Raw genomic sequence first — 13427 nt, forward strand, 5'->3', positions numbered from 1 at the left:
CATGAGTGTACTTAAAATAGGCGTAGTTGAAGATGAGCTTGTCATCGCCCGCACCATCGTTAATACGCTCGAAGAGCTGGGATATGCACACTGCGGCCCGGCAATCAATTACACGGAGGCAATCGATATGCTGGAAAATGAAAAACCTGATCTGATACTGCTCGATGTTCAGCTGGCAGGTCGGAAGGATGGGTTTGATGTCGCCGAAAAACTTAACGAAACCTACAAGCTGCCTTTCATTTTCCTGACTGCAAACAGCGACGTTGAGACGATTGAGCGCGCCAAAAAGGTCAAACCGCACGCATACATTGTCAAGCCATTCACGAAAGAAGAACTTTTTGCCGCCATCGAAATTGCCTTTAACAATTTTACCGGAAACCTTGCCGAAGTGAAACCGGTCAAGACCAGCTCTAATCCACCGAAAAACTTCATGTTTGTGAAGGATGGCTATGTATTCAGAAAGATATTTTTTGACGAATTGCTTTACCTTGAAAGCGAAGCCAATTATGTGCTTTTGCATTTGACCTCGCAAAAAAAGGTGATGGTGCGCTCAACGATCAACGATTTTGTCCACCAGCTCGACCCGGAGTCATTCGCCCGGATCCACCGGCGCTTTTCGGTCAATGTAAACCTAATAGAGAACATTTTTCCAAACGAAATTTCAATGCAAGGCATCAAACTGCCCATTGGAAAGTCTTACCGGGATGAGCTTTTCAGTTCGCTAGGCATCAAACACGCCTGAACCCGTTTCCCAAACTTCCTGCATTTTATCCCGAACCTGCGGCGTTCATCCCTTTTGTTTGACCGGGTAATCAGCCATTGCCACCTTTGGTAATGCTATGGCGCTGATAGATCTGGACAAGATTATTGTAAAAAGAACCATCCTGGGAATTCGCTGCACCGTGTGTGGTGGGAACCTTGTTGTTTCTCCAAAAAAATCAGTCACCAGCCACCTTGCCAGAATCCTGTCCCTGGGCACAGCCAGGGCGGAGGATTATGAATGCGAAACTTGCAAAAAGCGCTATGTGCTTCTGTGAGTGATGACCGCCAAAGCAAAAGCGGATGTATTACAAACCTCTTAAACTTCAATACTATGCCTACTTATCTGGTTGAAATCCCACATTCCGAGAAGGTTTCGGACTGCATGCATGTGATTAATGTCTTTTTAGGCTCCGGCTCCCACATCATTTCCCAGGCGCATTGGGGATGCAAGGATGGCGTGCACAAGATGTGGTTTATCTATGATTTTGATAACAAAGAGCAGGTAATGCAGTCAATTCCACCACTCATGCGACCTCAGGCTCAAATTGTTGAGCTCAACAAATTCAGAGTTGAAGATGTGGCGAAGTATGCGGCGGAATAACTAAAATCAGAAAGAATGAAACAAATTATACCTGCATTTGCAATCAGTCAGAGAACTGCATTGCGGCATTTTCCTGTGCTTTTGTCGATCATGTTGCTGGCAATGAGTCATGTTTTTGGCCAAACAACCTGGAATGGAAGTTTTAATTCGGATTGGAGTAACGCGCAGAACTGGTCGAACGGTGTGCCCGATGCCAGCTCCGATGTGATCATCACCGCTGCGGGAACTGCGCCGGCAATTGAGGGTAACGTTGTAGTGCATGCAAAATCAGTACTTGTGCAGTCCAATTCCACCCTGACAATTGGTGCAACCGCAATTTTGATCGTCAGTGGTTCCAGGGAATTCACGACAACGTTCACATTCAGGGCAGCCATGAACAATTTGGGTCATGTTGTCAATGGGGGAGGTATTCAATTGGGCACAGTGGTCTTTCCAATTCCACAGTATGCCGTTGTAAATCAGGGGACGTTCGACAACAAGCCCGGTGCCCGGATCCACATTGACGCGACTAATGATACGGGGATCTATAACACTGCAACCGGCACTTTCCAGAACGAAGCGGATATTTTCATTGGAGCAGAATTAGCTGTCGGCTTTCACGGCATTTGGAATGAACACCTGTTTCATAACAAGCCAACCGGGAACATTCAGATCAACCGCAGCCTTCTGCGAGGAATTATGAATTACGAGAACACGGAGACGGAGTTACGAGGATCATTTACCAATGAAGGAAAGATCAATATTGGCGCGCTGGCAAATGTGGGCGACTCCGGAATTGAGAACCAGGCGGATTTTACCAATGAGGCAGGCGGTATTATTATCATTGACCGGGCCATTACCGGAATATTTCAACCGACTTCCGGCGACTTCACAAACAAGGCCAAATTGGTTGTCGGCACCAGCGATCCTGGCCGCTCCCTGGAGAAAGCAATTAGAAATCAGGGAGACTTCTTTAATCTTTCCTGCGCGGAGCTTTCCCTTTTTTCAGCGCTGGATAACAGCCGGACTTTCTCCAATGCCGGACTGCTTTACATACAGTCAGAAAGGGCTCATCCGTTCTCAACAAGCCTGCAAAACACTGGTATTCTGACATTTTCTGCGAATAGTCAGACAATCCTGGCAATTGTCAATAACGGAATAATCATTACCAGTAAAGCCATTCCCGCATGTGGGGGCGCAGTAGATGTGTTCACTTTGGGAAGCATCCAGGGCTTTGATGTAGAAGGAATTTTCTCGGATCCCCAGGCAACTTTATTGGCGGGAATATATCATGCAGGATCGAATGCTTTTGAGCCAGCTGAGTCCATTGCGGCAGGTATTTATACATTATATATCAAAATCAAATCTGCATCCGGATGCACGCGCATTGTCCCGTGGCAATTGACAGTACCCGAAGGCATTATTAGCGTTATTATCGTTGAGCCGACGATCGTTCAGCCGACCGAAGCAGTGCCCACAGGCAGCATCACCATCAATACGGAAGGCAGTGGTGACCTTGAATTTAGTGTGAACGACGGAACTTCTTGGTCTGCCCAACCCGTCTTTACTGGGCTCCCGGATGGGGACTACAACATCAAGGTTCGGTCAAAGATCAACACCGATTGTGAAGTGTCTTACACGCAAAACCCTGTTAAACTGAGGTTGAATGTTGTCGCTGATGAAACTGATATCTGGACCGGGGCGGCTTCATCGGATTGGGCAAATGGTCAGAACTGGCGTGACAAAAGTGTTCCGACAGCTTCTAATGGTGTGGTTATTCCAAATGTCTCGAATTTACCGGTAATCAAAGCAGGCACAACAGCTGTTGCACTGGCGGTGAAAGTGGAGGAGGATGCTGCGTTAACAATGGAGAAAGACGCTGTTCTCAGTCTTTCCGGAAGTTTAGCTTATGAATCGCTCGCATCGGGTGCCGAACCTTTGAATTTTACCGCTGCCCTCAATAACATGGGAACTGTAATGAACAGCGGAGCACTTCAAATAGGTTCGCAAAGCAGCGCCGGGACTTTTGGTATTGTTAATCAGGGAACTGTGAAAAACAGTTCAGGAGGAAACATACAGGTGGATCGTTCGCAGGACACCGGCATCTTTAATGCGGCCGGAAGCTTCACTAACGCGGCCAATATTACGATAGGCAGCCTGGGCAATGTGGGCAATCATGGAATTTGGAACGACGCGACGTTCAGTAACCAGGGTGATGGGCAAATTAGCATTGACCGTTCAACGCTTCGTGCCGTTAAAAACAATGCAGATGCATTGAAATTGATCAACGCAACATTTAATAATTCAGCAGCCATCACCATTGGCGACAATTTCAGTATAGGCGTCACCGGAATTGAAAACCTTGCCAATTTCAATAACTCCGGCAACGGAGAGATCAAGATACAGCGCTCAACCGGAAGTGGTTTTTACAATGCAGCAGGCAATTTTGTCAACGATGCCAGCATCTCCATCGGCGGCACAACAGGTGCGGGAGACAATGGAATCGCAAACTGGTCGAACTTAACCAACAATGCGAGTGGCAGTATTTATATTGACCAGGCAGGTCAGTTCGGGCTATTCAATGCCGCCGGAACCCTTATTAATAAGGGCAAAATAAATTTGGGCGAAGTAACTTCGGGCGGCACTACGGGAATCGAAAATCATGCTGTTTTGAAAAACGAATTTGGGGCGGAAGTCCAGATCGACCATACTCTAGCAGCGGGAATCCACCACCTTTCCGGAAGCTTCACGAATGAGGGGGCCATTGTTTTAGGCGGACTAGGAAACATTGGAACTAACGGGATATGGACAAAAACGGACTTTACTAACACGGCGAGTGGAAAAATCTATATCGACAGGGCGAAGACTTATGGCGGATCGGGTTTGAATCATATCAATGGAGTTTTTGATAATTCGGGAGAAATACGCCTGGGTATGAACGGGACAAGCGGTATGAACAGCGTTTTTGTCGACGCGAACGCCACTTTAAATAACAACTCGGGGGCTCTTCTCAGTGCGGACCGCAGTAGTGCCGCCTCCATTGAGGTCAAAGGATTTCTAAACAATGCAGGGCGTTTGCAGCTAGGGTCCCTGGCGAACGTCGGTAACTTTGGCCTGTACATTACAGGAACAGTGAATAATAACCTGGGAACGGGCGGTTTGCGTGGAGAAATACAGATTTCCAACACGAAAGTTTGTGCACTTTACGTCTTAAATACGCTCATTAATTATGCCGATATCAGTATTGGAGCTGCAGCAGGCGTTGGCAATTCCGGGATGGAAAATCAGGGGATCGTTCGGAACAACGCCAGCGGCCATATCAGCGTCGATCGCTCCACAGTTGTTGGGCTGACGCATGTGAGGGGAGCCTTCGAAAATGCCGGAACCTTGTCCATTGGAGCAAATCATGCCGTAGGGCCTTCCGGTTTTATCAACCAGGCAACTTTCCAGAATCTGGCTGGCGGAACCGTTGGCATTGACGCCACCTTTCGCATGGCGCTGCGAAACGACGGCACTTTTTCTAATGCCGGCAATGTCGCCATCGGTGCATTGAATTCAGTGGGAGCGACAGGTCTGGAATCAAATTCTATCTTCAACAACAGTGCTGGCGGACATATCCGGATTGATCATGCTACCGACATTGCTTTATCCAATGCAGCCGGCACATTCACCAACGAAGCCGACATCACGATTGGCGCTGCGACGGCTGTTGGCCGCTACGGACTCGTAAACCGGGCAGCATTCAACAACAATGCGGGTCACATTCGTATCGATCGAAGTTCGGACACAGGTTTGTATGAATCAAGCGGCGCTTTTACCAATAAAGCTAAAATCACAATCGGCGCTTTCGAAAACGTGGGTGTTCACGGGATTTTCAATGAAGCGGCTTTCCTGAATATGGAACAAGGCGACATTCAGATAGACCGCACAACCGTGGCCGGGCTTCGCAATTTCAATGGCACTTTTACCAATCAGGCAAACATTACTATTGGAACAAACGCTGGTGTCGGCACGTACGGAATAAGGAATCAGGCAACTTTTACAAACAATGCTGACGGAAATATCAAAGTGGACAATGCTGCTGAGGGCATTTTTGCAGAGGCTAACACCTTCGCTAATGAAGGCGCGATAACCATTGGCGGGATCAATGCAGTAGGAACGCTGCTTACCCGACAGGGCTTAGGAAATTTCAGCAACAATACTGGTGGAAACTTCAAAGCAACCGGACAGATAGCCGCAGCCGGCTTCACCAATGCAGGCGGCACATTGTCACCCGGCTATTCTCCCGGCAAGCTTACTTTCAATGAAAGCAAGGATTTCAGTAACAGTATCATGGACATCGAAATCAATGGTGCCGGCATTGCTGGCGTAAACTATGATCAGATAGAAGTGTTAGGAACTGCGACTTTGGGCGGTACATTGAAAGTAACGGTCAATTATAGTCCCGTTGATGGCGATGAAATTACAATTTTAAAGGCATCTGCGATCTCTGGTCAGTTCAGCTCTCTTTCCGGCGGAAACCGATGGCGAATCGAATATTCGGATAATGCAATCAAATTAACTTATGACTCTTCCTTGCCTGTTAATCTGGTAGAATTCAATGCCAGGGCAACTGGTTCAACCATTCAGCTAAGCTGGCGTACGGCATCGGAAACGGATAATGCTGGTTTCCACATTGAGCGGAGTTCTAACGGAATTAATTGGCAGGATATTGGATTTGTAGCGGGAAATGGGACGGTCTCCGCAACGCATGATTATCATTTCCAAGACATTAATCCGATTTCCGGACTGAACTACTACCGCCTTCATCAAATAGACTTCGACGGCAAAACCGAACATTCAAGTATTCAGTCTGTCAGGCTCGATGTTCCGGATTCTGAGCTGATCGTGTGGGCCGACCAGTTGCGGCAAGTGCATATCAAAACCGAGGATAGGGTTGAGCAAGTGACCGTTTTCGACCTCTCCGGGCGGATCGTCGGTACTTCAAAACTAAAAACCTTAGACTTGTCCCATGTGACTGGCGGCTTACTGCTGGTGCGCATCCAAACAGGCAATCGAATTGTTACAAAGAAGCTGTTGCTTCCTTAATTCATTATCTGGTAATCATTCAGAGCTACCACTATTCATCATAATCTGTGGAACAACTATGGGTTCGACTTCGGTTTAGTTCCCGCAAACGGAGTCGAACCAAAAACAGCTAAAAGTTATCCGGAGAGGAGCTTTGATTGAAATATTTAAATCCTCTGAAAGCAAAAAAGCCCCTCAACTTGCGTTGAAGGGCTTTTGTACCCAGAGCCGGAGTCGAACCGGCACGAGTGTAACCTCATTGGTGTTTGAGACCAACGCGTCTACCGATTCCGCCATCTGGGCATTACCTTACTTGTTGGGAGTGCAAAAGTAGACGAAAAAACAGATTTAGCAAGTCCAGCACGCAAAAAAGTGTTGGCAATTTTTTGTTTTTATTCAACCAAAAAGCTAATCGCCTTATTCATAGCGCAATGCTTCGATCGGATCCAGGCGCGATGCTTTTATGGCCGGGTAAATTCCTGAGATAACCCCCACAAACACGCAGACCGCGATGCCCATTGCCATCCAGAGCCACGGAACCACGAAAGTGCTGTCGGTACTGATAGAGGTTGAAATGACATTTCCGATAATAATACCCAGAAAAAGTCCGCCGATTCCGCCTAGAATACAGACCACAATCGCCTCGATTAAAAACTGAAAACGGATCACGCTGGGTGTGGCCCCAAGCGATTTTCTGATGCCGATCTCGCGGGTACGTTCCGTGACGGACACGAGCATGATATTCATTAAAGCTATTGACGCGCCTAGCAACGTGATGATCCCAATCCCAAAGCCGCCCAAACGCAGGTAGCCCGAAACTTCCTCGAAATCCTTGGCCATCGCGTCGGCGCGGTCGATCTCAAAGGAGTCTTCTTTGCCCAGCGGATCATGGCGGAGACGGCGCATAATGCCACGCGCTTCTTCCACCACCAGGTCACCATCGGCCATGGTAGGTGCCGAGGCCGTCGTATTATAAGTAAGTGATTGATTTGCAGCGAGACCGCGGCCGTTTTCCAGCGGGATAACAATGATCCTGTCGGAGTCATTGTCGCCGCCCAGCGAGCCTTTCTTTTGTAAAACGCCGATCACCTTATACCGGCTGCCCATGAATGTGATCTCTTTGTTGATCGGATCCGCCCGTTCGAAAAGTTTCCGCGCAACTTCCTGGCCCAGTACCGCCACATTCAGCGACTTTTCCATGTCGTTTTTATCAATATTCCTTCCCTGATCGATCTTGTAGCCCTTTATCCCAAGATACTGATCATCGGAGCCGACTACGCTGCTGTTCGGGTTTGTTTTTTTGGATTGATAATTCACCTGGACTGCGCCTGCGATATCCGCAGAAAGTGACACTTTCGCATCCGCATAAGTGCTCCGGAATGTTTCGGCGAAACTCCTGGCTTCGCGGTAATTGATCGCAGGATACTTTTTGCTGCGCCGGCCGCGACTGAAATAATCATCGTCATACCTGTTCCGGACTGTGAATGTATTCGCGCCGAGATCGGCGAAACTGCTGTTTACCGAACTTTGAATGCCTTCGATAGCTGTGAGAATACCCACTAAAGAAGTAATCCCGATTGCAATGATAAGCGCTGTGAGCACCGTACGCAGCAGATTACTTTGGATCGACCGGAGACCTTCGTCCACATTTTCGCGAATATTCATAAGTATAACAGCTGGTGCTCGTTAATGATATTATTTCTATATTTAATCATTACAATATGTAAAACTGCGCATGAAACCTGAAAGAATCAAACCAGTGATACGCCTGATTGTCCCGCTTATCATTTTTATGGTAATCTCCTTCAAAGGGATGTCCAACCGGATCCTGATACCGATGGACGACAGTCAGAAGAATCATTTAAAGGCTTACGGAATATCTTTCTGGATCCTCAAAACTTTTGAAATGGAAATGGACTGGCTGCTCAATTACCGCGGCGGCAGTTTTATGGTTAATTATACGCAGCAATTTGCATCAGAAATGACCGTGCGCGGTGTCAGTTTCGAAGTGATTTCGGAAGGTCAGGCGGGGCAGATACTGAACCAGATCAGCGCGCCGGATGTGAATATGGATGCAGTAAAATTGCAGAAAGCACCCAAAGTTGCTGTCTATTCACCTAAATCGAAATTACCCTGGGACGACGCGGTGACGCTGGTACTTACGTATGCAGAAATTCCGTATGACGTGATCTATGATGAAGAAGTGCTGAGTACGAAGCTTCCCGAATACGATTGGCTCCATTTGCACCATGAAGATTTTACGGGACAGTTTGGAAAATTCTATCAATACAAAGATTTTCCCTGGTACCGCGAGCAAAAAAAGGAAGCTGAGGAAACTGCTAATAAATTCCAGTTTGCGAATGTGCCTCAAATGAAGCAGGCTGTCGCCAAAAAGATCGCGGAATTTGTGAGTGGGGGCGGATATATGTTCGCTATGTGCAATGCGACCGACACTTTTGATATTACGCTGGCTGCCGAAGGGATAGATATTGTTGACGCGATGTACGACGGAACGCCGGCCGATCCGACTGCAAACAGCAAATTGAACTACGACAATACATTCGCATTTAAGGATTTCAAAACCATTCCTTATCCCTACGAAATTGAGTTTTCGGATATTGATAACCAGCCTGACGAACGCGGGTTGCTGGAATCGAACGATTTTTTCTCACTATTTCAGTTTTCGGCTAAATGGGACCCGGTACCAAGTATGCTGACCCAAAATCACAAGACTCTGATCAAAGGTTTTCTGGGACAAACTACTGCATTCAAAAACAGGCTGATCAAACCGGAAGTGATTATTCTGGCTGAAAATAAACCTGCGAAAGAAGCGAGATATATTCATAGTACGCACGGAAAAGGCTTTTTTACATTCTATGGCGGGCACGATCCGGAAGATTACCAGCACAGGGTAGGAGAGGAACCGACCGACCTGAACCTGCATCCTAATTCGGCAGGATACAGGCTGATCCTGAACAACATTCTTTTCCCGGCAGCAAAAAAGAAAAAGCTTAAAACCTGATCTGAATGCAGCTGTTCCAAATCACACAAACCGTGCGCTACCGCACGGTTTTTTGTTTTTAAAATATAAATAAAACACTGAAAAACAGATAGTTGGCAATTGGCACAGATTTCGAATACTTAAAGGCATATTAGCCATGAATTCGAATCAAATCAATTACCTCCAATGGATCGGGAAGTTGCCCCTGAGTATCTGAAAACATCAAGAAACCGGCGGTGGCTGATCATTATAGCCATCGTCGGTGCAGTGGGTGTTATTTTTTACTTTTTTAGAAAATCACTTTCCAGCACATTGGAGAGCGCACGGATCAGGACTTCGGTAGTAGAAACGGGCGATGTTGAAAATACGCTTACCGCCTCCGGTGAGGTGATTCCAGCCTACGAGCAGATTTTTACCAGCCCGATCCGCGCCAGCATCAAGCGCATTCTGATCACGCCAGGTACACGCGTTCAGCCCGGCCAGCCGATTGTAGAGTTGGATAAATCGCTGACAGAAATTGAGTTTGAACGCTATCAGGATCAGCTTGAACTGAAACGAAACAGCATTGACCAGCTGAAAATGAAGTTGAATAAAGATCTATATGATGCAGAGATCAACGATCGCATTAAATCACTCAATATCAATAAGCTGCGGGCGGATCATGAAGATGCGAAACGTTTGCAGAAGGTCGGGGGTGGCACTGCGGAGGATATTACCAGGGCTGAAAATGCATTGAAAATTGCCGAGCTGGAAAAGCAGCAGCTGGAAAATGATCTGAAATACAACCGTGAATCAATGGGCGCCAGCCTGCGCGAAACGGAGTTGGGAGCGCAGATAGAAGGAAAAAACCTGAAAGAATTGCAGCATAAGCTAAAAATGGCCGATATCGTCGCCGACCGTAAAGGTGTGCTGACATGGGTGAATGAGAATATTGGTTCTTCCGTCAATGAAGGTGAAATGCTGGCGAAGGTTGCTGACCTCGGTAGTTTCCGGGTGGAAGGAAGTTGTTCAGACGTGTATGCGGATCAGGTTAAGTCGGGGCTGCCGGTTATTATAAAGATCAATGAAACCGAAATGCGCGGCCTGATCACACAGGTGAAACCTTCCGTAAAAAATGGTGTAATCGGGTTTACAATTCAACTGGACAATGCGAAAAACGAATCGCTGCGGCCCAATATGAAGGTGGAAGTGTATGTGGTGACGAATAAAAGTGCGAAAACGCTCCGCATTGCAAACGGGCCTGCATTTACAGGAAAAAGAAAACAATATGTTTTCGTACTGGAAAACGGCGTGGCCCGGAGAAGGGCCGTCGAGCTCGGACTTTCAAATTTTGATTTTGTAGAAATAAAAAGTGGCTTGAAAGTCGGCGAAAAGGTGATTCTGACGGATTTGAATGATTATGAACATTTGGAAGAGCTCAACATTCAATAACCAGCGATGAAAAACCTCTCCTTTGTTCTGATCTTTTTTCTGTTCCAAAACGCGCGGGCGCAGGTCCAGCAGCTGACTTTGGCTGAGGTGGTGCAACTGTCGCGCGAGCATTCCATCGCTTCTAAACAGGCTGCTACGCAAAAGAAAACGAATTACTGGCAATACCGGTCGTTTCTGGCAGATTACAAGCCGCAGCTCGCACTCAGCGGGACTATTCCGGGGTTTACGAGGAGTTTTGTAGAAGTAGTCCAGCCCGACGGTACGATCCTTTTTCAGCCGGTTTCCTATAATAATGGGATACTAGGATTATCGCTCAGCCAGAATATTGCAGCAACCGGCGGGACGATTTATGTGCAGCAGCAAATGCAGCGATTTGACGATTTTGCAAGGAAAACGACGCGTTACAATGGTATTCCTTTCGAAGTAGGGTTGAAGCAGCCGCTTTTTCAGTTCAACCCATTGAAATGGGACCGGAAGATCCAGCCTTTGAAATACCAGGAAGGCAACCAGCAATTTATCCAGTCGCTGGAACAGGTTGCGCTGGATGCTACCGGCTATTATTTTGAGTTGCTGGTGGCGCAGGTGAATTTGCAGATCGCTGAGAAGAACCGGAGCAATAACGATACCTTGTACAAGATCGCGCAGCACAAGCTGGAACTTGGTAAAATATCTCAGAATGATCTGCTACAATTGCAAATGGGCTTACTGACAGCTCAAAAAGACCTGGCATCGGCGCAACAATCGGCTGCAGTGGCTTCTCTGAAACTCAAATTGTACATGGGGTCGAGAGATGAGCGGGATCTGGAACTGGGTATTCCGCTGGAAGCGAAGGAGTTTGATATTGACACGCGCCTTGCATTAGATGAAGCTTTTGCCAACCGTTCGGCGGCTATCGGATTCCGGAGGAAGATTTTGGAGGCGGAAAGGGATGTACAGTCTGCCAGGAAAGATAATGGGCTGAATGCTTCGCTTAATGCCACTTTCGGACTTTCAAACCAGGGTAGCAGGCCAGGGGAAATTTACGTAAGTCCGCAGGACCGTGAATTTGTGGAATTGCAATTGGTACTGCCGATCATGACGTGGGGCCGCAACAGAGCGAGAACAGAAGTTGCCCGCGCCAATCAGGAATTTGCGCAGCAATCGGTTGAACAGGAGAAGCTGACTTTCGAGCAGGAGATATTCACGCAGGTAACGCTTTTGCAAATGCTCCAAAAGCAGGTAAAGCTGACGAAGTTAGCCGACGAAATCGCCGCCGAAAGGTATCAGATCGCGAAGGAGAGGTTCATCCTCAGCGACCTGAGCGTAACCGATCTGGGAATAGCAACCCAGGAAAAAGATATTGCAAAAAGAGACTATATCCTTGCGCTGAGAGATTACTGGCAGTCCTATTATAGTCTAAGATTGCTGACTTTATATGATTTTGAACAAAATAAAAAAATAAGCTACTAGGCTATTGGCAGGACCCTAAATCCCTGAAGGGACTTCTGCGTTGCACCAAAAGAAAAGCCCCCTACCAGGGGGTTGGGGGTAATTGTCGCACAACCCTAAATCCCAAAAGGGACTTTACATAGTGCAAGAGGAGCCGTTTTCCGGGGGTTGGGACCCTAAATCCCTAAAGGGACTTACGTTGGTTCCAGGTAATACGAAAAAGCCCCTTCCAGGGGTTGGGGTATATGCAAAAAGTTACAATTCAATTAATACAAAAACATCAAAATTAACTTCCGCCATGATCAGACTTGAAAATGTTGAAAAAGTTTACCGGACCAGTTCTATTGAGACGCTGGCGCTGAATAATATTAACCTGAATGTAAAAAAGGGAGAATTTGTGTCGATCATGGGACCTTCGGGTTGTGGGAAAAGTACGCTCCTCAATATCATGGGCCTGCTCGACGCGCCTTCGAAGGGTTACATTGAAATCGATGGCAGCCGGGTCGAAAAGTACACGGATAAAAATCTGGCGCATTTACGAAACCAGAAACTCGGCTTCATTTTCCAGAGCTTCCATTTGATTAATGATCTTTCGGTGATTGATAATGTGGAAATACCCCTTTTATACCGCAACAGTTCTGCAAAAGAGAGAAAGGAACTGGCGCAGGAAGCGTTGGAGAAAGTAGGGTTGAGCAACAGAATGAAGCATTTTCCAAAACAACTCTCAGGCGGACAAAAACAGCGCGTAGCAATCGCCCGCGCCATCGTAGGGAAACCAGAGATCATCCTGGCCGACGAACCTACCGGCAATCTCGACAGCGTAATGGGCAACGAAATCCTGAATATCCTGCAAAAACTAAACGAAGGAGGCGCCACCATCGTCATGGTAACCCACGACGACGCAATGGCCAAAAAAACGCACAGGTTGATCAGGTTGTTTGACGGGACGCAGGTTTTTTAATTTTGAATGAGTGAATGAGTGAATGACTGAATGAGTGAAGTGCCTCCGGAGAATGGGATTTTTCATAACTCTAACATCATCTTCTCATCATAGATTCAGTCATTAATACTCGTCGCATCGGCGACCGCCCATTTAATCATCAAGCAATTCACTCATTCACTCACTGAGAACATTCACTCATTCAGTCATTCACTCAT

The 13427-nt window shown here is 47.1% G+C and carries 8 protein-coding genes and 1 tRNA gene; 7 read left to right on the forward strand and 2 right to left on the reverse strand.

Annotated features, from left to right (window positions below; all coding sequences use genetic code 11):
- The first annotated feature begins 1 nt into the window (after position 1).
- The 3 genes from LZG94_RS24170 to LZG94_RS24180 all read left to right on the forward strand — a co-directional run bounded on the left by LZG94_RS24170 (position 2) and on the right by LZG94_RS24180 (position 6430).
- Positions 2-742 (forward strand): LytTR family DNA-binding domain-containing protein, encoded by a 741-nt coding sequence (locus LZG94_RS24170; RefSeq protein WP_233794237.1) that lies wholly within the window; start codon positions 2-4, stop codon positions 740-742.
- Positions 743-1093: 351 nt separating this feature from the next.
- Complete coding sequence (locus LZG94_RS24175) at positions 1094-1363, forward strand: hypothetical protein (protein WP_233794238.1); 270 nt, start codon at positions 1094-1096, stop codon at positions 1361-1363.
- 15 nt (positions 1364-1378) lie between these two features.
- Positions 1379-6430 carry a T9SS type A sorting domain-containing protein gene (locus LZG94_RS24180; protein WP_233794239.1) on the forward strand — a complete coding sequence of 1684 codons (5052 nt, stop codon included), beginning with the start codon at positions 1379-1381 and terminating at the stop codon, positions 6428-6430.
- Positions 6431-6628: 198 nt separating this feature from the next.
- On the opposite strand, the gene LZG94_RS24185 is transcribed toward LZG94_RS24180, so the two are convergent.
- Both LZG94_RS24185 and LZG94_RS24190 read right to left on the reverse strand, forming a co-directional pair.
- A tRNA-Leu gene (locus tag LZG94_RS24185) sits at positions 6629-6712 on the reverse strand.
- A gap of 114 nt (positions 6713-6826) precedes the next feature.
- Entirely contained in the window at positions 6827-8074 is a 1248-nt protein-coding gene (locus LZG94_RS24190; protein WP_233794240.1) for an ABC transporter permease, read from the reverse strand.
- A 70-nt stretch (positions 8075-8144) separates the two neighbouring features.
- On the opposite strand from LZG94_RS24190, the gene LZG94_RS24195 reads away from it, so the two are divergent.
- The 4 genes from LZG94_RS24195 to LZG94_RS24210 all read left to right on the forward strand — a co-directional run bounded on the left by LZG94_RS24195 (position 8145) and on the right by LZG94_RS24210 (position 13230).
- Positions 8145-9431 (forward strand): asparagine synthetase B, encoded by a 1287-nt coding sequence (locus LZG94_RS24195; RefSeq protein ID WP_255700712.1) that lies wholly within the window; start codon positions 8145-8147, stop codon positions 9429-9431.
- Positions 9432-9596: 165 nt separating this feature from the next.
- A complete protein-coding gene (locus tag LZG94_RS24200; RefSeq protein ID WP_233794241.1) occupies positions 9597-10841 on the forward strand; it encodes an efflux RND transporter periplasmic adaptor subunit in 1245 nt (414 codons plus the stop codon).
- Positions 10842-10847: 6 nt separating this feature from the next.
- On the forward strand, positions 10848-12290 hold the full coding sequence (locus LZG94_RS24205) for a TolC family protein (RefSeq protein WP_233794242.1): 1443 nt from the start codon (positions 10848-10850) through the stop codon (positions 12288-12290).
- Positions 12291-12567: 277 nt separating this feature from the next.
- On the forward strand, positions 12568-13230 hold the full coding sequence (locus LZG94_RS24210; protein ID WP_233794243.1) for an ABC transporter ATP-binding protein: 663 nt from the start codon (positions 12568-12570) through the stop codon (positions 13228-13230).
- The last annotated feature ends 197 nt before the right edge of the window (positions 13231-13427 follow it).

The organism is Dyadobacter sp. CY343, from assembly GCF_021390335.1.
Classification (GTDB): domain Bacteria; phylum Bacteroidota; class Bacteroidia; order Cytophagales; family Spirosomataceae; genus Dyadobacter.

What these genes read in the sequence shown, in the direction of transcription:
- LZG94_RS24170 (WP_233794237.1), top strand. Translation starts at nt 2, where the DNA reads ATGAGTGTACTTAAAATAGGCGTAGTTGAAGATGAGCTTGTCATCGCC.
- LZG94_RS24175 (WP_233794238.1), top strand. Translation starts at nt 1,094, where the DNA reads ATGCCTACTTATCTGGTTGAAATCCCACATTCCGAGAAGGTTTCGGAC.
- LZG94_RS24180 (WP_233794239.1), top strand. Translation starts at nt 1,379, where the DNA reads ATGAAACAAATTATACCTGCATTTGCAATCAGTCAGAGAACTGCATTG.
- LZG94_RS24190 (WP_233794240.1), bottom strand. Translation starts at nt 8,074, where the DNA reads ATGAATATTCGCGAAAATGTGGACGAAGGTCTCCGGTCGATCCAAAGT.
- LZG94_RS24195 (WP_255700712.1), top strand. Translation starts at nt 8,145, where the DNA reads ATGAAACCTGAAAGAATCAAACCAGTGATACGCCTGATTGTCCCGCTT.
- LZG94_RS24200 (WP_233794241.1), top strand. Translation starts at nt 9,597, where the DNA reads ATGGATCGGGAAGTTGCCCCTGAGTATCTGAAAACATCAAGAAACCGG.
- LZG94_RS24205 (WP_233794242.1), top strand. Translation starts at nt 10,848, where the DNA reads ATGAAAAACCTCTCCTTTGTTCTGATCTTTTTTCTGTTCCAAAACGCG.
- LZG94_RS24210 (WP_233794243.1), top strand. Translation starts at nt 12,568, where the DNA reads ATGATCAGACTTGAAAATGTTGAAAAAGTTTACCGGACCAGTTCTATT.